Source organism: Arthrobacter sp. Soil761, assembly GCF_001428325.1.
Lineage (GTDB): Bacteria > Actinomycetota > Actinomycetes > Actinomycetales > Micrococcaceae > Arthrobacter.
The window spans coordinates 95,410-115,254 of record NZ_LMSF01000012.1 but is presented as its reverse complement, the minus strand read 5'-3'; the positions used below and the strand labels follow the sequence as shown (position 1 = coordinate 115,254).

The window sequence follows — 19,845 nt, the reverse complement described above, 5'->3', positions numbered from 1 at the left end:
CGTTTCGGCTGTGTATCGGAGTTCTCACGCAGCCTTCCCCGGCCGGAAAGAATCGGACGTGGTTTCAGTTCCGCTTGTTGGTCCGTGCCGTGGCGGGAGCCGACCAGGGGTCCTCCGGCCAGGGATGCCTGGGGTAGCGGCCCCGCATTTCGGCGCGCACCTGGGTATACGGGCCGGACCAGAACGATGTGAGGTCGCCGGTGACCGCCAGCGGCCTGCGGGCCGGTGACAGCAGGTGGAACAGGACCGGGACACGGCCGCCCGCCAGGCGCGGGGATTCAACCAGCCCGAAACACTCCTGCAGTTTCACCGCCACCACGGGCGCGGCGGAGTCCCCACCTGGTTCCGGGTAGTCGATCCTGACGCGGGAGCCGCTGGGGACCTCCAGGTTTTCCGGCGCAAGCTCGTCCAGCCGGGCCGCTTCGGGCCAGGGCAGCAGCCGGCGCAGGGGGTGGGCCAGGTCGATTGAGGTGACCGGTTTCCCGGCCGCCAGGTCTTCCAGCTCGGGCCCCAGCCACTCTTCCAGCCGCCCAAGCAACGCCCCGTCCGACACATCAGGCCACGGCGCCCCCACCTCGCGGTGCAGGAAGGCGAGGCGGCGCCGCAAGGAGGCCGCCGCCGTCGACCACGACAGGGCGGCAAGGCCGCTTGACCGCAGCGCGGCTTGCACGGCCCTCCTGCCCTGTTCGGCGGTGGGGCGCACGGGGGTTGCGGAGAGTACGACCGCTCCCAGCCGCCTGGTCCTGCGCGCGCTCAGCCGGCCGCCGCTGAATTCCGCGTCCACACTGTCGGACAGCAGGTGGGACGCCGCCGCTTCGGCAATGCCAAGGGTGATGGGGGCTGCGGCGCGGATCACGGCGCCCGTACCGGCCGCGTCCCTTCCCTTGGCGCGGGACACGTCGGCCACGGCCAGCCACTCGTGGCCTGACAACGTGCTGCCTGCCGGCAGCCCTGCCCTGGTCCCGGACGTCAGCAGGTACTGTCCGGCGCCGTCGCTGCCGGGCACGCGGCGGGCCACGCGGTCGGGAAAGGCAAGCGCGACGACGGCGCCCGCAGCTTCGTTTCCAGCGGCAGGGATGGCGGGAGGGGCCGTGGCGCCGTCCTGTTGCCGACCCGCCAGGGCGCCCAGCCGCCTGGACTCGTCCGCCCAGCGCCTTCCGGCCGGGCCTGTGTCGGCTTTGAGCTGGGCCAGCAGGCGGGTCAGGTCCGCTCCGGGTGCGCGGTGGTCCCCGGAGAGCGCGGCTACCACCCCGGCGGCGAACCGGTGTCCGGTGGAGGTGCCGCCGTCGAGCAATGCCCGGGCAAGCCGTGGATCGGCGGGGATGCCGGCAAGGGCGCGGCCCGTTGCAGTCACGTGGCCGTCACCGGACACTGCGCCCAACTCCCGGAGCACCTCAACGGCGTCATCCATTGCCTGGCCGGGCGGTGCGTCCGGCAAGGCAATCCCCTTCCCCCGGGGCGCGCCCCAGCAGGCAAGGGTCAGGGCGGCGCCGGTCAGGTCCGCCACCTTGATTTCCGGCGTCACGTGGGCGGGAGCGGCACCATATGCGTGCTGCGAGTAGCAGCGGACCACTGTCCCCGGGCCTTGCCGTGCGGCACGCCCGGCCCGCTGGTCGGCTGACGCCCTGGAACAGGACACGGTAACCAGCCCGCTCATGCCGCGGCCTGCGTCCCGCCGCGGTTCCCGGGCCAGTCCGGAGTCTATGACCAGCCGGACGCCGGGCACTGTCAGGGAGGACTCGGCAAGATCGGTCGAGACGATGATCCGCGGGAGGTCCCCGGGAGCACGCCCCGCCACTGCCCTGTCCTGCTCGGCTGTCCCCACCTGGCCGTGAAGTTCCAGCACGTCAACACTGCTGCCCAGCCGGCTGCGCAGGACCGCTGCAACGTGCGAGACCTCCCTGGCCCCGGGCAGGAACACGAGCGCGTCCACGGACCCGTCGGCCGCAACGGCACGTTCATGGGCGTCCGCGGCTGCCGTAGCCACATAATCCAGGAAGGTGCGCGCCACTCCCCTCGCGTCCAGCCGGGCGGCGGGCGCCGGGAGCCACTGCACGTCCAGTGGATGGTTGACGGAGGGGCAGTCGACGACGGGTGCGGGCCCGGCGCCCTCGTCATCCCCCAGCAGGGCTGCGAACCGGGGCGCGTCCAGGGTTGCGGACATGGCGACGACGGCGAGGTCGCCGCGCAGCGCACGGACCTCAGCGAGCATGCCGACCAGGAGGTCTGTTTCCAGTCCCCGCTCGTGCACTTCATCCAGGACGACGGCGGCAGTGCCCTCCAGCCCGGGATCTGCCAGCAGGCGTCGCAACAGGATGCCCGGGGTGACGAACTCAATCAGGGTGTCCGGGCCCGCCTGGCGTTCCCCGCGGACGGTGTAGCCCACGCGGCCGGCCATCCGGCTGCGGTCGAGCGCAGAAAGGCGCCGGGCGGCGGCACGGGCGGCAACCCGCCGCGGCTGGGTGACGACAACGCGGCCCCGCCGGCCGTGGAGGTTCGCCAGCAGGGGCGGTACGAGGGTGGTTTTTCCCGTTCCCGGGGGTGCCTGCACAACGGCGGCACCCGGGATACCATCACTTCCCAGTGCCTCCCGCAAAGCGGAAAGGGATCCTTCGAAGGCGAGTCCGGCACCGATCGCGCGGAGGTCGAAGGCGTCGGCGGCGGGGCGGCCCTCAGAAGGATTCATCCATCCATTCTCCCTTGGCCGGGGAGCTGTTTGCCGCTGCGGTCAGGGCTTGCCCTGGCCTTTGCCCTTGCCTTTGGCTTCCTTCGCGGTGTCCTGATGCTCCGGCCCGGGGGCCTGCGGAGCGGAGTCTGCCGGGACCGGCGCCGGAGCGACGGCCGGAACGGCGGGTTCCACGGGAGCGGCTTGGTTCTGCCCGGTGCCGGCAAGGGCAGGGTCTGCCGAAACGGCGCCGGGCGCTGTGTCAGGGGATGCTGCCGCGGACGCTGCTGCCACCTGCGTGGCGAGATCTGTCCGGACCACCGACAGTGCATTCTCGATGCTCCGGTACCGCGATGCCGAAAGCCGGCCATTTGCTGCCGCATCGCCCAGGTCCTTCTCGAGGGCCTGCAGGGCAGCCAGCGCCCCATCCATCCTGTTCTCGGCGGCGGCCTGGCTGATACTCAGCACCCGGATCTGGAAACCGCGCAGGACGTTTTCGTCTGCATCCCCGGAACGGATGCCGGAGGCGCCGGCAACCAGCGCCGCCGCAACGACGGCGCAGCACAGGAGCATCAGGGCACGGACTCCGCGGCGACGCCGGGGTGCGGGATGCGGGGCGCGTTGCTCAGGAGTCAGCACCGGGTCCGCCGGTGCCTGCGCCTCAAGCGGCATGCCTGCCCCGCAGCGGGACTGCGGAGGCGGTCCGGACGGGGAGTACAGTCACGGAGGCGAGCTCCGCTGCCGGGGGTGCCACGGGAGCGCTCCGCCGCTGGGATCCTGGCCGGGCCAGGAGATGCCGGATGCCGATGCGCAGTCCGGTGGCGAACAACAGGCCGATCCCCACTCCGAGGAGCACGTGCCCGGCCAGATAGTGCTGCGCGGCTCCCGGGCCGCGTTCTGCCGCCACCGCCGCACCGCCAACGGTCAGCACCAGTGACAGGGCCGTACCGAAAATTGCGCCCATAGCTCCTGCTCCCATCCCATTTAATCAGCAAGCTTACTAGTAATGCTCAGCAAGCTTACTACTGGATGGAGCTAAAGCAAGGGCAGGGAGGCGGGGTCCCGGGGCATCGGCAATGCCCGGTGGATTGGGCGCGCCAGTCAGCCGGCCGCTTCGAGCAGGCGCTCCGCAGGGGCGAGTCCTGCATACCGGCCCTTGAAGAACAGCAGGGGTTCGGCGTCGTTCCGGGCACTGAGGTGCCGCACGGCAGCCACCGCAATGGTGTGGTCGCCGCCGTCGTATTCTGCATGGAGTTCGCAGTCCAGCCAGGCGAGCGCGTCATCCAGCACCGGGTTCCCCAGGGGCGAGGATGCGTGGCTGACGCCGGCGAACTTGTCCGTCCCCGAGCGCGCGAACTGGCCCGCGAGGTGCTGGTGTTCGGCCGGAAGGATGTTGATGGTGAAGGACCCGGCCCTTCTCAGTGCAGGCCAGGTGGTCGATGTCCGCGCCGGGCTGAAGGTGACCAGCGCCGGCTCCAACGAAAGGGATGCGAAGGACTGGCAGGTGAACCCGGTGGGCCCATCGGGGGTGGAACCCGTAATGATGGTCAGGCCGCTGGCAAACGTGCCGAAAATGTCCCGGAGCCGGCGCGGAGCAAGATCTGAAGTGACTGTCATGGAAATGGCCTCTCATCTGGATCGTTACCTCACCAAACCATCAGCAAATCGGCTCATTCAAGCCGCCTGAAACGCACCGACCCGCGGCGAAACGAATTGTCATGCCCGTACTTCCGGCGTCATCGGCGCGTGGCTTCAGGGACGCTGACGTGTCGTTGTTTGACGCAACAGAAGGACGTAACCAGCACTGGCCGGTCGGGACGGCCCCGGTTAAGGCCGCAGGTCCAGCGCGGCCAGCAGCCGGCGGACCGAGCCGCCCAGGTTCCACTCGACGCCCAGCTGCTCCAGTTCCGCGCGCCGGTCGCCCGTGACGGGCTGCAGGCGGGCGCCCCACCAGGCGTACGACGGCAGGGGCTACTTCCAGGTACGCGGAGGCAGCGGAGAGCTTGGCCCGGACAGGTGCCGACACGCCCGTGCCCGGCTCGTCAGCAGCCGCCAGCAACCCTTCGAGGGTTCCGTACTTCAGCAGCAGCGACGCTGCCGTCTTCTCGCCGATGCCCGCCACTCCGGGCAGGCCGTCGGAGGCGTCTCCGCGGAGTGTGGCGTAGTCGGCATACTGCTGGGGCAGCACCTTGTATTTGGCCACCACGGTTTCTTCCGTGATGACTTCGAGGTTCTTCATGCCGCGGGCGGTGTAAATCACCCGGACAGCCCGTTCGTCGTCGCACACCTGGAAGAGGTCGCGGTCACCCGTGACCACGTCCACCGGGAAGCCGGCATGGCTCGCATAGGTGCCAACGACGTCGTCGGCCTCGTGGTGTGCCGCGCCCACAATGGCGATGCCGGCCAGCTCCAGCACGCGGCGGATCATCGGCAGCTGCGCCTGGAGGCCCTCCGGAACCACCTCGATGTCGGCGCCGCCGGAAACTGCCTCGGCCACCCGGTGGGCCTTGTAGGTGGGGATCAGGTCCACCCGCCACTGCGGCCGCCAGTCGTCGTCCCAGCAGGCCACGAGGTGGGTGGCGTGATACTCGGTGCTGAGCCTGGCGATCATGTCCAGCAACCCGCGGACCGCGTTGACCGGCGTTCCGTCCGGGCGGCGGATGCTGTCCGGCAGGCCGTAAAAGGCGCGGAAGTACAGGGAGGCAGTATCGAGCAGCATGAGTCGCCGGGGCATACCTTGATCCTGACACGGAATCGGCCGCCTGGGCAGCAGCCGCTGGCTGTTGCCGAGGGTGTTACGGTTCGCCGGTGAGCGGCGGGCGGTCGATGACGCGGGGGATGTACTCGAGCAGCTGCAGGCGTCCGTCGAAAATCCTGCTGTCCACCATCTCCAGGGCGACGTCCGGATAGCCGTCATAGATGCGTTCACGTCCGGTACGCCCGGTGATCAGGGGGAAGACGACCAGCCGGAACCGGTCCACTAGACCCGCTGCCACCAGGGAACGGCAGAGGCTGAGGCTGCCGAGGGTGCTCAAGAGTTCGTCGTGGGTCCGCTTCATCTGCCGGACGGCCTCGACCGCGTCCCCGGCCACCAGTTCGGAGTTCGGCCAGCGGAGGGGTGCGGCCAGGCTGGAGGAGAACACCACTTTGGGAACGGCGGCAAGACCCGTCAGGGAGGTGCTTTCGTCCTGCGAATATCCCGTGCCCCCGGCGGCAGCATCTTCCGACATCCCCGACATGAGGCGGTAGGTGTTGGCCCCCATCAGGTAGGTACGGTCCCCTCCGGCCTCCTGCTGCAGCCAGGCCAGATATTCAGGACCTTCCAGGCCCCACCAGCCAGGCCATCCCTCGCCCGAGGCGAAGCCGTCCAAGGTGATGATCATGTCCACCATCAACTGGCTCATGGCGGCCATGGTATTCCCGCCCGCGAAGCCCGGCAAGGGACCAGTGACCCGGACTCACGGACCAGCCCGGACCGCAGAACCGGTCAGAACCAGTCGCCGTCGGCGTAGGCGCTGCGGACGTGCGCCCGGAGGTACTCCCCCACCACCGCGGCACCCAGGTCCCCCACCTCCGGCGCCACGACCCTGCCGTCAACGCGCTGCGCCATCCGCCGGATGAAGCGCTCCAGGCCGGGGTCGTTGCCCAGGCGGAAGAACGTGGTCTGGACGCCCGAACGGCCAAGCCGGTCCAGTTCGGCAACGGTGGCGCGGATGGTCCCGGCGTCCGGCGGCCAGTTGAACCAGGAGTCCCCGTCCGGCAGCAGGTGCGCCGTCGGTTCGCCGTCGGTGACCACCAGCAGCACGGGCTGCATGGAGGGGTGCCGGCGGAAAAAGCGCCCCGCCAGCAGCAGGCCGTGGTGCAGGTTGGTGCCCTGTTCGCGGAGGGCCGGCAGGGCCGTGAGTTCCCCGATGTCCATTGACTGCGCGTAGCGGCCGAACGTGATCAGCTGCAGCCTGTCGCCGCGGAACCGGGTGGAGACCAGGTGGTGCAGTGCCAGCGCGGTCCGCTTCATGGGAACCCACCGCCCCTCGGCAGCCATGGAGAAGGAAACGTCCACCAGCAGGACAACGGCGGCCTGGGTACGGGCCTCGGTCTCGCTCACTTCGATGTCGCCGACGGCGAGCCGCAGTCCGCGGGCCGGATCGCCGCCGTCGGCCATGGTGCGCCGGATGGCGTTGGTCATGGTGCGGGTAACGTCCCAGGGCTCGGCGTCCCCGAACTCCCATTGGCGGCTGGAACCCGTTTGTTCCCCGGCGGCCCCGGCCACCCTGGTGTCACGGTTCCCCTGGCGCCCGGAGAGCTGCCTGGCGGTGTCCCGCAGCAGTGATTTCCCCAGCCTGCGCATTGCCTGCGGTGACAGCCGCAGGTCGCCGTCGGCACCGCGCCGCAGGTAGCCGCCGTCCTGCATGGCGCGCTCGATCTCGGCAAGCGTGCGCGCACTCACGGCTGCGTTCTCGCCCAGCTGGCGGGCAAGGGCATCAAGGTCCAGGTCATCAAGCCGGGAGCCGTTGTAGGACTGGGACAGTTGCTCAGACAGTTCGTCAAGCTCGGCGATGTCCTGCAGGACACCTGTCCCGTCCCCCAGCCCCAGGCCTTCCTGTCCTTCGAAGCGTTCCGATCCCGTCCAGTCCTCCCCGGGACGCAGCGCCTGCAGGGTGGCGTCGAGCTCGCTGAGCTGGGCCATCAGCTCAGGAGAGCCGAAGGCCTGCGCCGACAACCGCATCAGCTCCTCACGCTGTTCCGGGGACATGGACTGCAGGAGCCGCTGGGCTGCGGCGGCCCGCTGCGCCAGGGCATCCACCAGTTCCTCGACCGATTGCGGATTGTCCGGAAAGAACTGGCCGTGCCTGGCCATGAACTCCTGGAAATCGGCTTCCGTGTCCTCGCCCCGCCGGTGTTTGCCCAGCAGCTCATTGAGGTCCCGGAGCATTTCGTTGACTGCCTCGCGGTCCTCATCGGTGGCGCTTTCCAGCGCCTGCTTCATGCCGGCGAACCGCTGTTCCAGGACCTCCCGGCCCAGCAGGTCCTTGATCCGGTCGTACGCTTCCCTGGCCGCGCTTGACTGCCAGTCGTAGGACGCAAGCTCGTTGACGGCCGCCGCTGTGGAGGGCGGCAGGTTCTGCAGCTGCATCTCGCGGAAGGCGCGTTCGGTGTTGTCCATCATGGCGTCCCGTGCCAGCTGCTTGCGCTCCTCCAGGGTGGCGGTGTCCAGGAGTTTCTTCACTTCATCCAGGGTGCCGTCCAGCCGGTGGCGGCTGAGCAGATCACGGCGCCGCTGCTGGACGCGCCGGGCGAGATCGTCCAGTCCGTCGCGGTTCCGGCCGCCGCGCCGCAGGAACTCCTGCAGGGCATGGCGGGGCGAGTAGCCTTCCATCACGTCCTGGGCGACGGCTTCCAGCGCCTCCGCCAGGTCAACCGGCGGGGCGAGCGGGTCCGGACCGCCGGTGTACCGGCCGTACCTTGCGGACCGCTTGTGGATGGCCATGGTGCCTCCCGTGCCTAGCCGTAAATGGTTTCCTCGTCGTCGGATTCCTTGGAGATCCGCCGTCCGAGGTACAGGCCTTCGAGCGCCAGTTCGACGGCGGCTGCCCGCTGCCCGTCATTCGTCGCACCCAGGCGCCGGCCGATTTCGTCATACAGGCCTGATCCGTTCAGGGCCGGGAGGTTGCCGAGGAACTCCTTCGCCGTGACCTGCTCCCCGGTGGTGACGGTCCGGTGGCCGTCCAGGGCAGCCACGAGCGGACCCATGTCCAGGCCCTGGAAGTGCGCCCTGACAGCTTCGGCGGTGGCCGTGCGCAGGAGGTGGTCCAGGACGCCCTGTTCGCGTCCTTCCTCGCCCGATTCGAACTCAAGCTTGCCGGTCAGGACTTCCACGGCGGGCTCCAGGTCAATGATCCGGGCCACGGCCTGGTCCTCGCCCCGCAGGCTTGACCTCCGCAGCGCGGCCGCGGCCACCGTCTCTGCCCCCGCGATGGCGAACCGGGCGGAGACGCCGGATGTTTGGTTGATGGCCGGAGACTGCCGCAGCGCCCGGGTATAGCGGGCCAGGATCTCCAGGATGAACGGAGGAACGTCCGCCACCAGCCGGCCCTCCTGCCGGATGACCGAGACCTCGTCCTCCAGTTCAATTGGGTAATGGGTCCGGATCTCGGCGCCGAAGCGGTCCTTCAAAGGGGTGATGATCCGGCCCCGGTTGGTGTAATCCTCCGGGTTGGCGGACGCGACCACCAGCACGTCCAGCGGCAGCCGCAGGACGTAGCCGCGGATCTGGATGTCGCGTTCCTCCATGACGTTGAGCATCGCCACCTGGATGCGCTCGGCCAGGTCCGGCAGTTCGTTAATGGCGATGATGCCGCGGTTCGAGCGGGGAATGAGCCCGTAGTGGATGGTCTCGGGGTCTCCCAGGCGGCGGCCTTCGGCGACGCGCATCGGGTCCACGTCGCCAACCAGGTCGGCCACCGAGGTATCCGGCGTCGCGAGCTTTTCCACGTAGCGCTCGGACCGGTGACGCCAGGCGATCCGGAGCCGGTCCCCTTCGGTCAGGGCCCGGGCGCGGGACTGTTCGGTAATCGGTTCAAAGGGGTGTTCGTTCAGCTCCGAATCCTCGATCACCGGCGACCACTCGTCCAGCAACCCGGCCAGGGTACGGAGCAGGCGGGTCTTGCCCTGCCCCCGTTCACCCAGCAGGACAATGTCATGCCCCGCAATCAGGGCCCGCTCCAGCTGCGGAATCACGGTCCGGCCGAAGCCGTACAAACCCGGCCAGGGGTCGCGCCCCGCAGCCAGGGATGCGAGGAGATTGTCGCGGATCTCGTGGCGCAGGTCCTTGTGGACATGGCCTGCCGCACGCAGTTCACCAACGGTAAAGATATCGGGGCGATCAGTCACCCCTCTACGGTAGTCCCCGCCCTGCGGCTAATCGAGAGTTTCCTCCAGATTCCTCGAAGCAGCGTGACGATGCCGCGTGGCCGGCCAAGGGAGCCAGCCGGCGTCCCGGCCCGTGCCGGCGGGGCGCAGGCAGGCAGCGGGGCGTTAGGCTGGTTGCTGATGACTGCTGAGAGTACGTTGATCCTCCTGGTGCGGCACGGCGAAACACCCACCACGGGTACTGTCCTGCCCGGCAGGGCCCCGGGACTGCACCTTTCCGAGCGCGGCCGTGCCCAGGCGGACGCTGTTGCCGAACGCCTTTCCGGCCTGCCCGTCCAGGCCATCTACTCCTCGCCCCTGGAGCGTGCAAAGGAAACCGCGGAACCTGCGGCGGCACGGACAAGCATGGCGGTGACGGAAGAACCCGGACTTCTGGAGTGCGACTTCGGTGACTGGACCGGCGCCGCGCTCGCCGGCCTTGCGGGCCTGCCGGAGTGGCAGACCGTCCAGCACAATCCGTCGGCCTTCCGGTTCCCCAACGGAGAGGGCTTTTCCGGGATGCAGGCCCGGATGGTCGGCACCCTGGAGAACCTTCGCGCAGCCCACCGGGGCGGCGTGGTGGTGTGCTTCTCCCACGCGGACCCCATCAAGGCGGCCGTGGCCCACGCCTTGGGCACCCATCTGGACCTTTTCCAGCGGATCATGATCAGCCCGGCGTCGGTCTCCGCGATTTCCTACGTGGACGGCCGGGCGCCGGCCGTGCTCACGGTGAATTCGACGTCGGAACCCCTGAGCGGGCTGAGGTCGTCGTGATGCCGTGCGGAGTGTCATCGGATGGATGGCCGCGGGACGCGGCCGCACGGGGCATGCGGTGTCCGGCCGCACGGGGCATGCGGTGTCCGGCCGGGAACTGACCCTCCTTAACGAGGGCCGCGTGGAACTGCTGGGCCGCATCATGAGCGGCAGCAACGCCACCTTCCTGGTGGAGGTTTCCTGCGCGGATGAGTCCGCCTGGGCGGTCTACAAGCCCGAAGCCGGGGAACGGCCGCTCGCGGATTTCGACGCCGGCCTGTACCGCCGGGAACGCGCAGCCTATCTGCTCAGCGAAGCACTGGGGTGGGGCATCGTTCCGCCAACAGTTGTCCGATCGGACGCGCCGCTTGGGGTGGGCTCCCTGCAGTGGTTCGTCGAAGCGGACCTTGAGGAGCACTACTTCACCCTCTACGCCGACTCGCCCGGGACCCACGCCGCGTTGGCCCGGATCGCCCTGTTCGACTACGTGGCAAACAATACGGACCGGAAGAGTGGGCACGTACTGCGCAGCACTGACGGCCACATCTGGGGAATCGACCACGGCCTGTGTTTCTCTGCCGCGTTCAAGCTGCGCACCGTGATCTGGGACTTCGCCGGCGACCCCATTCCGGACGACCTGCTTGAGGACATCAGTCCCCTGGCCACCACGGTGCCTGCCGATGTGGCCGGGCTCCTCGACCACGCCGAAGTGGCAGCCCTCCGGCGGCGCGTCCAGCGCGTGCTTCAGGACAAGGTACTTCCCGTTGACCATACGGGCATGCGCTACCCGTGGCCCTTGATCTGAGTCAGCTGCGCCGGGAAATTCCGGTCCGGCCGGCGCTCACTGGGCCTCCGGACGGCCTTGCGCTGCGGCCGCCGCCGGGGCCGCCTGCTCCAGGTAGGCGCCGATGTGCTCCAGCAGGTAATGCTGTCCCAGCACCGTGGGGTGGTCGCCGTCCGGGCCGATGAGGTCGTCAAAATCGTCGCTGATCCAGCCCTCGGCGATGGGGTCCACGAACTCCCCGCCTGCCTGCCGGGCAGCGGCCCTTAGCTGGTCGCTGATGTCCACGAGGGCGGGGTCCGGGGTTGCAGAGTACGACGGCGGCCCCACCACGATGATCTTCGCTTCCGGGGCAAGGGCTTCCGCACGGTCCATCGCGGCCAAGGCGGCGCCGCCAACGTCTGCGGGCGCAAAGCCAAGGTCATTCTCTGAACCGAAAAAGACCACGATGCCGGTGTCCGGTGTCACGAAGTCTTCGACCTCGGTGCCGAAAGTTCCGTCAAGATCACCTGTGCTGAGGTAGCCGCTGCCATTCTCGGCGGCGTTGACAACCTCCAGGCCGGCGCCCAGCGGGTCCTTGCGCATCAATGCCGGCCACGCCTGCTGCGGCGAAGTGCCGTGACCGGTGCTCAGCGAGTCCCCCACTACCACTACGCGGACCGGCGCCGCGGCGGCCGGGGGCTGGGTGGGGGCCGTACTCCCTGAGGTTATGGCCAGGACCAGGCCAACTGCTCCCGCCGCTATCACGCGGCCGGGATGCCGGTACACAGGATGTCCCTGAAGCAGCACGCTGTGGTGCATCGGTCCACCTCCTGCCAGCAAATCGTCGCGGGCCGGAGGCGGCTGCGCGCCGCCAATCCGTCCCCTGTCCGTATCCCATCGTAGGCAATGGTGGGAATACTGTAGGGCCAAGGTGACCAGGATCAAAGGATGCACAGCGACTGCACAGGAACTTTAGGGGCATTAGGTATCCGTGGGCTTGGGCCGCATCCGCCATATGCGGCTGCCTGCGGCTACTCTTTTACCCGTGCAGCAGCAAACCGCGGGGTGGGACCCCGCAACCAGCCTTTCCGAGCAGGCACCCGGCGTGTATTTCGCTGAAGGGCCGGCGTCCAACTGGATAGTGGTGCGGGACGGCACGGGATTCATCCTCATTGACAGCGGATATCCCGATGACCGCCGCCACGTCATCGCGTCGCTGCGCCACCTGGGCCTGGAACCTGCGGACGCCCTTGCCCTGCTGGTCACGCACGGCCACGTGGACCATACCGGCTCCGCGGCATTCTTTTCCGAGTCCTTCGGGACCCCTGTCCTGTGCGCTCCCGCGGAGTTGGCGCATGTGCAGGGGAAGGAGAAGCACCAAGTCACCCTGGGCCAGGTCCTCAGGCGAGCGTGGCGGCCGCGTGTGTTCCGCTGGATGGTGCACGCCATCAGGGCCGGCGCGCTGGCGGCCGGGCCCGCGACGCAGGCGGAGGCCTGGGACGACGCCACACTCAAAGCCCTGCCGGGCAGCCCTGTTGCCATCTCCGTGCCCGGGCATACGCCCGGCAATGCAGCAATCCTTCTTCCGGCTGCGGGTGCCATCGCCGTTGGAGATTCGTTTGTCAGCGGCCACCCGATCAGCCGGACGTCCGGTCCGCAGATGCTGCACTCGATGTATCACTCAGACCGGGCCGCGGCGCTGGCCTCCGTGCGGACCCTGGCCGGCGTTGACGCCCCGGTTGTCCTGCCCGGCCACGGGCCGGCCCTGCGCATCCAGCTGGACGAAGCGGTAGCCGGCCTGGTCAGCCAGGCCGGCTCGGCAAGTCCGGGCAGGCGCCGTAAGTAAGGCCGCATCCAGGCATCCCGGTCCCGGAAGGGGCCCAGGGGCACAAGCTAGAACTTTCCGTACCGTGCCCGGGCCATGGAGTACACCCCATAACAGATGAGCCCTGCGGCGATGGCGCCCAGCAGGAACACCCCATAAGGCTGCGAGCCCAGAGTCTTCAGCCCGCCGTCCAGGCCGGAGGACTTGGAAGGGTCGGCAGTTGCGGCCGCCACGATGATCAGCACGCCAACGACGGCGAGCACCACGCCTTTGGCTGCGTAACCGACTGTTCCGAGCCACTTGACGGCAGTCCGGGCGTTGCCCGGGTCCCGCAGGTCCTTCATGAACTTCCGGGTAATGCCCCGGTAGGCGTAATAGACGCCGGCGCCGATGATTGCCAGCCCCACCGCGATCACAAGAACCACGCCTGCGGGCGCTCCCATGAGCTTTGCCGTGAAGTCACTGGCCGACTGGCTGGAGTTCTTGCTGCCCCCGGAGGCGAAGACGGCGAAGGTGAAGGCCAGGAAACCGAAGACCACGGCCTTTCCCCCGGCGCTGGCGGCAGCCTTCAGCTTCTTCTTGGAGTCTGTCTCGGAGCGCGCCCCAATAAACGCCTCACTGAGCATCCACAGGGCAAGCGCAGCGCAGGCCACCGCCCCGACCCACAGCAGGATGCCGCCGCCGGGCTTGGAAGCCAGGGATCCGATCGCCCCGGACTGGTCGGCTTCACCACCCTGGCCCCGGTCCACCTGCAAGGCGATGGCTCCGATCAGGATGTGGACCAAACCGATGAAGACAAATCCGGCACGGGCCAGAATACGGACCGCGGGGCTGCGGCTCGCCGACGCGGCCTCGGATACTGCCTTGTTCGCTCCCTGCGACGCGTTGCCCATGGCGGGCCCTTCCTCAATATGTAGTTGGTCTTCTGTCCCCGGTCGGCGTCCCCCGCCTGCCTGCGTCACGGAATGCTTTAGTGTAAATCCGTCCGCGCTGTCCCGACAGGTCCCCTCAAGTTCCGGCCAGGCACGGTTGGCCACTACAGTCGAAGCGGTGCATGCCAAACAGAACGCTGAGCAACTGACCGAGTTGGACCTCCCGGATTTTGCGGCTGACCAGGCCGAAGACGGCTTCGTCCGGGTGCGGGGTGCACGTGAGAACAACCTGCGCAACGTCAACGTGGATGTGCCCCGGGATGCCATTGTGGCGTTCACGGGTGTATCGGGCTCCGGCAAATCGTCACTGGCCTTTGGCACGATCTATGCCGAGGCGCAGCGCCGGTTTTTCGAATCCGTCGCGCCCTATGCCCGCCGGCTCATCCAGCAGGGCCACAACCCCAAGGTGGAGCAAATCACGGGGCTGCCGCCCGCCGTCGCCCTCCAACAGCGCCGGGGCACCGCCACGTCCCGCTCCACAGTAGGGACCGTCACCACGCTCTCCAATTCCCTCCGCATGCTCTTCTCCCGGGCGGGCAGCTATCCGGCGGGCGCTCCCCCGCTGGACTCGGACGCCTTCTCCCCCAACACCGCGGCAGGCGCGTGCCCGGAATGCCATGGCCTTGGCACCGCCCACACCGTCACTGAGGCATCGCTGGTTCCGGATGCGTCCCTGAGCATCCGCGACGGGGCCATCGCCGCCTGGCCCGGTGCATGGCAGGGCAAGAACCTGCGGGACGTCCTGGTCCACCTGGGCTACGACGTCGATACACCTTGGCGGAAGCTGCCGAAAAAGGACCGCGACTGGATCCTGTTCACCGAGGAACAGCCCGTGGTGGAAGTGACACCGCAGCGGGACCGCGTGGCCAAGCCGTACAAAGGCCGGTTCTGGAGCGCCCGGAGCTACGTAATGCACACGCTGCTCGATTCCAAGAGCCCGGCCATGCGTGAAAAGGTGCTGCGCTTCATGGAAACCGGACCGTGCCCGCGGTGCGGCGGAACGGGGCTTCGGTCCGAGGCCCTTGCAGTGACCTTCGCCGGGCACACCATCGCCGGGCTCAATGCCGTGCCCATGACCGAGCTGGCGGAGATCATCCGCCCCACCACCCTGCTGGCCGCGGCAGGCACGGCCTCGCGGAAGCAGTCATCCGAATCCAACGAAGTCGCTGTGGCCATCACCCGGGACCTGCTGCAGCGCGTCAGCGTGCTGCTGGATCTTGGCCTGGGCTACCTGGCGCTGGGCCGGGCCACGCCAACGCTCTCGCCGGGCGAGATGCAGCGGCTCCGGATTGCCACCCAGCTCCGGTCCGGGCTGTTCGGTGTGATCTATGTGCTGGACGAGCCGTCGGCCGGCCTGCACCCCGCCGACGCCGAACCACTCCTGGCGGTGCTGGACCGGTTGAAATCATCCGGAAACTCCGTGTTCGTGGTGGAGCACAACATGGATGTGGTCCGGCGAGCCGACTGGCTGGTGGATGTGGGTCCCCGGGCGGGCGAAGACGGCGGGCAGGTGCTCTACAGCGGGCCCGTTGAGGGCCTTAACGCCGTGGCAGGGTCCGTGACCCGGCCGTTCCTGTTCCCAAACGGTTCAGCAGGGTTGACGGACGACGGCGGCGGCGCCGGCATGGGTGCGCCGCGGGAACCCTCCGGGTGGCTCGATCTGCGCGGCATCAACCGGCACAACCTGCGGAACCTGGACGTGGCCTTTCCGCTTGGTGTCCTGACAGCCGTCACCGGCGTCTCCGGCTCGGGAAAGTCCACCCTGGTCAGCAAGGTCCTGGCGGACGTTGCCGGCACGTCCCGGCAGGCCAGCGACGACAGCCTCGAGCCGACTGAGGAGCCAGGTATGGACCGTGACGAAGACGGTGCCGGCAGTGTGGGGCACGCGTCCGGGCTGGAGCGGATCGACCGCACGGTGAAGGTGGACCAGAAGCCGATCGGCCGCACCCCCCGTTCCAACCTGGCCACCTATACAGGGCTCTTCGATGCCGTCCGCAAGGAGTTCGCCGCAACGGGCGCGGCCAGGAGCAGGGGCTTCGGTCCCGGGCGGTTTTCCTTCAACGTGGCCGGCGGACGGTGCGAAACGTGCCAGGGCGAGGGCTTCGTGGCCGTGGAACTGCTCTTCCTGCCCGGCAGCTACGGTCCGTGCCCCGAATGCAGCGGCTCGCGCTACAACCCCGAAACCCTGGAGGTCACCTACCAGGGCAGGACCATTGCGGACGTGCTGGGAATGACGGTCAATGCCGCCGCCGGTTTCCTGGTCGGGGTTCCCGCCGCCGCGCGGTCCCTGCAGACACTCCAGGAAGTAGGCCTGGGCTACCTTCGCCTGGGCCAGCCCGCCACCGAGCTGTCCGGGGGTGAGGCGCAGCGCATCAAGCTGGCCACCGAGCTGCAGCGCGCCCGCCGCGGCCACACGCTGTACCTGCTGGACGAGCCCACCACGGGACTGCATCCGGCCGATGTCGAACTCCTGATGGCGCAGCTCAACCGCCTGGTGGACGCCGGCAACACCGTGATCGTGGTGGAACACGCCATGGATGTGGTCGCGGCCGCGGACTGGGTGATGGACCTGGGACCGTCCGGAGGCGACGCCGGCGGGAAGCTCGTCGCCGCCGGCCACCCCGCCGCCGTCGCACGTTCAGCCAACAGCCGCACAGCGCCCTACCTGGCAGCCGCCCTCCGGGACCGGAAGGCCGGGGACGGAACGGTAGCGGGCAACGCCCTTGCCCCGGACCGCGCAGAGGCGTAGGACGGAGGAATGCGTTCCCGGCCGGCCATGCCCCCTCACACTGTGCTCCAAGGCAGGGTGGCGGTGGTGACCGGCTCCAGCCGCGGGCTGGGGTTTGCCATGGCCCGGGTGCTGGGCCTGCATGGCGCGGCGGTGGTGCTGGCATCCAGAACGGACGACGGCGTTGCTGCCGCCGTCGGGCGTCTGCGCCTGGAAGGCATCGCGGCGGACGGAAGACGCTGCGACACCGGCGACCCGGCGGACGTTGACGCACTCCGCGACATGGCCCTCAGCCGTGGGACGCTGGACATCTGGGTCAACAACGCCGGCACGCCAGGGGTCTACGGACCGACGGCATCGACGCCCGTGGCTGACTTCACACGGGTGGTGCGGACCAACATCCTGGGCACTTTCCACGGTGCCAGGGCTGCCCTGCCGGTGTTCCTGGAGCAGGGCCATGGTGACCTTGTGAACCTCTACGGCCAAGGTGACCGCGGTCCCGTGGCGCTGCAGAACGCCTATGCATCAAGCAAGCGGTGGGTCCGCCAGTTTACGGAGACGCTTCGGCTGGAAACCAAAGGTACGGGGGTCCGGGTGCACGGCATGAATCCCGGCCTGGTGGAGACGGCCCTCCTGGGAAAGGTCGCGTCCCAGGCCGGGTACGAACAGCGTCTCGGTGCACTGCAGGTGGTGGTGGGCCTGTGGGGGCAGAGTGCCGACCAGGCCGCTCAGCCAATCGTGAAGCTGGTGACGTCCGACAAAGCGGAATACCGGTTCCTGACCACGAGGCGGCTGGTGACCCACGGGCTGCACAACGTCCTCGCCGGCCGCCTGCGCCGGACAAACAGGATGCCCCTGGAGGTCACCGTGGTGGACTCAGACCTGGAGCCGTGACCGGACTGCTCCCCCCCGGCGCGCCGTTAGGGAACCGAGACCTTACCAATGCCGGCTTGTGACGCGGAACACACTATGCTCGACAGCACCATCGGGATCGCGGGAAGAGGCACCATGAGCATCGACACTGAGGTTGGGTCCATCCACAACACCGGGGATGCAGCGCTGGTCACCGCGGCAGCGAATGCCATCACCACAGCCATAGCCGCCGCCATGCAGGGCGTCCTGGAACGTCACGCAGCCTACAACTGGGTATGGACCGACGAAATCCGGTGCCGGGGGTGCGGAGCCAGCCTCGCAATTCCTTACCTTTCCAGCACACGCGCCAACGCAGACCTCGTCTTTGAGGCCCACCGTTCGGCGGAAGTCGGAGCACTGCTGGGAACGGGTTCCGGACACCCGAACGGCCGCTGACCCGTCACTGCGGCACCCACGGCCGGCCCTTTCCTGCCGGACGCCTGACCGGACCCCTCCGGCATCTGCCAGGTGCCGCCGTCGTACGCCCATCTTCGTTGCTGCAGGCAAATATCCGCCCGGCTCTGGACTCTTGACCGGGGCCCAATCAGACTGGCTACAACAGCTGGCCAGGCGCAGATTCCAATGGTTCGGGTAAATGGACGGCTGCATTCATTGGGGTTTTACCGTGAAGCGTTTTTCGCGGCATTGAAAGGACCTGGCCATGCCGGACTTTGCACCGTTCTTCCCGCTAATTGCCACTGTTTTGGGCGTACTTGTTGCCATTGTCTTCATTTGGGTGGCGACAAAGCTGATGTGGAAGGTGGCTGAACCCAACGAGGCCCTGATCATCTCCGGACTCACCCGGGGAACCCTGGAGACCAGGGCAGGAATGGACTTCAAGATTGTCACCGGCAAAGGCGCCCTGGTCCTTCCCGGCCTCCAGACGGTACGGACGCTCTCGCTGACATTGAATGAAACCGAACTCAAGGTTTCCTGCGTGACGTCGCAGGGCATCCAGGTCATTGTGGAGGGCGTGGTCATTTACAAAATAGGTGACGCACCGCCATTCATTGCAAATGCGGCCCGCCGCTTCCTGGGCCAGCAACCCAAAATGGAAAGCCAGGTCTACAACGTCTTTGAGGGCCACCTCCGCTCCATTATCGGCAGCATGACCGTGGAGGAGATTATCCGCGAACGGGACAAGCTTGGGTCCCAGGTCCGCAGCGCCAGCGGAGTGGAGATGGAGAAGCTGGGCCTGGTGGTGGATTCCCTGCAGATCAAGGACCTGCAGGACCCTACCGGCTACATCCAGAACATCGCCAAGCCGCATATTGCCCAGGTGAAGATGGAGGCCCGGATTGCCGAGGCCACCCGCAACCGGGAGGCGGCAGAGAAGGAAGCGGAAGCTGCGGCCCTGATCGCGGACGCGCAGAGCGTTTCGGCGATCCGGCAGTCCGTGGCGCAGGCCAACGCGGAACGCGCCAGGGCCAACGCAGCCCAGGCCGGCCCGCTCGCCGAGGCCACGGCCCGGCAGCAGGTGGTGGTCCAGGAAACCGAAGTCGCCAAGCTTGAGGCGGACCGTGAGGAGCAGAAGCTGCAGACGAGTATCCGCAAACCCGCTGATGCGAAGGCCTACGCCAAACGCACCGATGCTGAAGGCCAGAAGGCGGCGGATATCAGCGCTGCGGAGGCGCTGGCACGCCGCACCGAGCTCGAGGCGCAGGCGAACGCGCGGCGCACTGAACTCCAGGCCCAGGCGAATGCCACCGCAGCCGCCGCCGCAGCAGGAGCAACCAAGGTCACCGGCGAGGCTGAAGCCGCCGCCACCAGGGCCAAAGGCGACGCCGCGGCGTCCGCCATCAAGGCCAAGGCACTGGCCGAAGCGGACGGCATCAAGGCCCGGGCCGAAGCGCTGGGCACCAACCAGGACGCGGTCATCTCCCAACAGCTTGCCGAAAACATGCCCGCCATCATCGCCGCTGCAGCCGAGCCTTTCTCCCACGTGGGCAACATGACCGTCCTCAACGGCGGCGAAGGCGTCAACAAGATGCTGGGCGGCATCCTGGCACAGGCGGGCGACTACCTGCCTGCCCTCGCATCAGCGCTCCGGAAGGGCGAAGACACCAAGCGTCCGCCGAAGGCTCCCGGTGCATAGGCCCGCCCATGCGCAAGGACGTTGACCGGAGCCTGACGGGGAAGATCGGCCGGGTGACCGGGCGCATCGGCCCGGGCACCATCGGGGAAGTCATGCTGCCCTACCTCGGCGGCATCATGGCGTTCCACGCCCACCCGTTCGACAAAACCAGCGACTTCCCGGTGGGCAGCGAGGTGCTGGTGATCTACTACGAGCCGCCGCAAACGGTGTATGTGGACGAGCTGCCGGACGTGCTGAAGCACGCGGAGTAGGTCCTTTCACCG

17 protein-coding genes and 1 pseudogene are annotated in these 19,845 nt (G+C 68.2%); 8 read left to right on the top strand and 10 right to left on the bottom strand.

What is annotated here, in order from left to right; genetic code table 11:
* Positions 1 to 64 precede the first annotated feature (64 nt).
* From hrpB to ASG79_RS08620, 8 genes and pseudogenes are all read right to left on the bottom strand, one after another.
* Complete coding sequence (gene hrpB, locus ASG79_RS08655) at positions 65 to 2,686, bottom strand: ATP-dependent helicase HrpB (RefSeq protein ID WP_056390194.1); 2,622 nt, start codon at positions 2,684 to 2,686, stop codon at positions 65 to 67.
* A 42-nt stretch (positions 2,687 to 2,728) separates the two neighbouring features.
* The gene (locus tag ASG79_RS08650) at positions 2,729 to 3,337 is read right to left on the bottom strand and encodes a hypothetical protein (protein WP_056390191.1); all 609 of its coding nucleotides are present in this window, start codon (positions 3,335 to 3,337) and stop codon (positions 2,729 to 2,731) included.
* A complete protein-coding gene (locus ASG79_RS08645) occupies positions 3,327 to 3,629 on the bottom strand; it encodes a hypothetical protein (protein ID WP_056390189.1) in 303 nt (100 codons plus the stop codon). The genes ASG79_RS08650 and ASG79_RS08645 overlap by 11 nt, the downstream gene beginning before the upstream one ends.
* 137 nt (positions 3,630 to 3,766) lie before the next feature.
* Positions 3,767 to 4,282, bottom strand: coding sequence for a flavin reductase family protein (locus tag ASG79_RS08640; RefSeq protein WP_018770991.1), 516 nt, complete (start codon positions 4,280 to 4,282; stop codon positions 3,767 to 3,769).
* A gap of 210 nt (positions 4,283 to 4,492) precedes the next feature.
* A pseudogene (locus ASG79_RS08635) lies at positions 4,493 to 5,399 on the bottom strand (5'-3' exonuclease).
* A 61-nt stretch (positions 5,400 to 5,460) separates the two neighbouring features.
* Entirely contained in the window at positions 5,461 to 6,078 is a 618-nt protein-coding gene (locus tag ASG79_RS08630; protein WP_377204693.1) for a dihydrofolate reductase family protein, read from the bottom strand.
* A gap of 74 nt (positions 6,079 to 6,152) precedes the next feature.
* Positions 6,153 to 8,153: a vWA domain-containing protein gene (locus ASG79_RS08625; protein WP_056390187.1), complete on the bottom strand. Its 2,001-nt coding sequence runs from the start codon at positions 8,151 to 8,153 to the stop codon at positions 6,153 to 6,155.
* A gap of 14 nt (positions 8,154 to 8,167) precedes the next feature.
* Positions 8,168 to 9,556: a sigma 54-interacting transcriptional regulator gene (locus tag ASG79_RS08620; protein ID WP_018770995.1), complete on the bottom strand. Its 1,389-nt coding sequence runs from the start codon at positions 9,554 to 9,556 to the stop codon at positions 8,168 to 8,170.
* A gap of 159 nt (positions 9,557 to 9,715) precedes the next feature.
* On the opposite strand from ASG79_RS08620, the gene ASG79_RS08615 reads away from it, so the two are divergent.
* Together ASG79_RS08615 and ASG79_RS08610 are read left to right on the top strand one after the other, a co-directional pair.
* A complete protein-coding gene (locus ASG79_RS08615) occupies positions 9,716 to 10,348 on the top strand; it encodes an MSMEG_4193 family putative phosphomutase (protein WP_056390184.1) in 633 nt (210 codons plus the stop codon).
* A gap of 82 nt (positions 10,349 to 10,430) precedes the next feature.
* Positions 10,431 to 11,132 carry an SCO1664 family protein gene (locus tag ASG79_RS08610; protein WP_056390800.1) on the top strand — a complete coding sequence of 234 codons (702 nt, stop codon included), beginning with the start codon at positions 10,431 to 10,433 and terminating at the stop codon, positions 11,130 to 11,132.
* A 36-nt stretch (positions 11,133 to 11,168) separates the two neighbouring features.
* On the opposite strand, the gene ASG79_RS08605 is transcribed toward ASG79_RS08610, so the two are convergent.
* Positions 11,169 to 11,909, bottom strand: a complete 741-nt coding sequence (locus tag ASG79_RS08605) for an SGNH/GDSL hydrolase family protein (protein ID WP_056390181.1) — start codon at positions 11,907 to 11,909, stop codon at positions 11,169 to 11,171.
* Positions 11,910 to 12,135: 226 nt separating this feature from the next.
* Here ASG79_RS08605 and ASG79_RS08600 point away from each other — a divergent pair, with 226 nt between their 5' ends.
* On the top strand, positions 12,136 to 12,936 hold the full coding sequence (locus tag ASG79_RS08600; protein WP_056390799.1) for an MBL fold metallo-hydrolase: 801 nt from the start codon (positions 12,136 to 12,138) through the stop codon (positions 12,934 to 12,936).
* 47 nt (positions 12,937 to 12,983) lie between these two features.
* On the opposite strand, the gene ASG79_RS08595 is transcribed toward ASG79_RS08600, so the two are convergent.
* Positions 12,984 to 13,808, bottom strand: a complete 825-nt coding sequence (locus ASG79_RS08595) for a DUF1206 domain-containing protein (protein ID WP_056390178.1) — start codon at positions 13,806 to 13,808, stop codon at positions 12,984 to 12,986.
* A gap of 184 nt (positions 13,809 to 13,992) precedes the next feature.
* Here ASG79_RS08595 and ASG79_RS08590 point away from each other — a divergent pair, with 184 nt between their 5' ends.
* From ASG79_RS08590 to ASG79_RS08570, 5 genes are all read left to right on the top strand, one after another.
* Positions 13,993 to 16,596, top strand: coding sequence for an excinuclease ABC subunit UvrA (locus ASG79_RS08590; protein WP_056390797.1), 2,604 nt, complete (start codon positions 13,993 to 13,995; stop codon positions 16,594 to 16,596).
* A 27-nt stretch (positions 16,597 to 16,623) separates the two neighbouring features.
* Entirely contained in the window at positions 16,624 to 17,469 is an 846-nt protein-coding gene (locus tag ASG79_RS08585) for an SDR family NAD(P)-dependent oxidoreductase (RefSeq protein WP_235509773.1), read from the top strand.
* A gap of 114 nt (positions 17,470 to 17,583) precedes the next feature.
* Entirely contained in the window at positions 17,584 to 17,883 is a 300-nt protein-coding gene (locus ASG79_RS08580; RefSeq protein WP_235509772.1) for a hypothetical protein, read from the top strand.
* 265 nt (positions 17,884 to 18,148) lie between these two features.
* Positions 18,149 to 19,582: a flotillin family protein gene (locus ASG79_RS08575; protein ID WP_056390168.1), complete on the top strand. Its 1,434-nt coding sequence runs from the start codon at positions 18,149 to 18,151 to the stop codon at positions 19,580 to 19,582.
* An 8-nt stretch (positions 19,583 to 19,590) separates the two neighbouring features.
* Entirely contained in the window at positions 19,591 to 19,833 is a 243-nt protein-coding gene (locus ASG79_RS08570) for a hypothetical protein (protein ID WP_056390165.1), read from the top strand.
* Positions 19,834 to 19,845: the final 12 nt, after the last annotated feature.

Excerpts from the sequence above, each read along its gene's own strand:
- hrpB (WP_056390194.1), bottom strand. The coding sequence starts at position 2,686 with ATGAATCCTTCTGAGGGCCGCCCCGCCGCCGACGCCTTCGACCTCCGC.
- ASG79_RS08650 (WP_056390191.1), bottom strand. The coding sequence starts at position 3,337 with ATGCCGCTTGAGGCGCAGGCACCGGCGGACCCGGTGCTGACTCCTGAG.
- ASG79_RS08645 (WP_056390189.1), bottom strand. The coding sequence starts at position 3,629 with ATGGGCGCAATTTTCGGTACGGCCCTGTCACTGGTGCTGACCGTTGGC.
- ASG79_RS08640 (WP_018770991.1), bottom strand. The coding sequence starts at position 4,282 with ATGACAGTCACTTCAGATCTTGCTCCGCGCCGGCTCCGGGACATTTTC.
- ASG79_RS08630 (WP_377204693.1), bottom strand. The coding sequence starts at position 6,078 with ATGGCCGCCATGAGCCAGTTGATGGTGGACATGATCATCACCTTGGAC.
- ASG79_RS08625 (WP_056390187.1), bottom strand. The coding sequence starts at position 8,153 with ATGGCCATCCACAAGCGGTCCGCAAGGTACGGCCGGTACACCGGCGGT.
- ASG79_RS08615 (WP_056390184.1), top strand. The coding sequence starts at position 9,716 with ATGACTGCTGAGAGTACGTTGATCCTCCTGGTGCGGCACGGCGAAACA.
- ASG79_RS08605 (WP_056390181.1), bottom strand. The coding sequence starts at position 11,909 with ATGCACCACAGCGTGCTGCTTCAGGGACATCCTGTGTACCGGCATCCC.
- ASG79_RS08595 (WP_056390178.1), bottom strand. The coding sequence starts at position 13,808 with ATGGGCAACGCGTCGCAGGGAGCGAACAAGGCAGTATCCGAGGCCGCG.
- ASG79_RS08585 (WP_235509773.1), top strand. The coding sequence starts at position 16,624 with ATGCCCCCTCACACTGTGCTCCAAGGCAGGGTGGCGGTGGTGACCGGC.
- ASG79_RS08580 (WP_235509772.1), top strand. The coding sequence starts at position 17,584 with ATGAGCATCGACACTGAGGTTGGGTCCATCCACAACACCGGGGATGCA.
- ASG79_RS08575 (WP_056390168.1), top strand. The coding sequence starts at position 18,149 with ATGCCGGACTTTGCACCGTTCTTCCCGCTAATTGCCACTGTTTTGGGC.
- ASG79_RS08570 (WP_056390165.1), top strand. The coding sequence starts at position 19,591 with ATGCGCAAGGACGTTGACCGGAGCCTGACGGGGAAGATCGGCCGGGTG.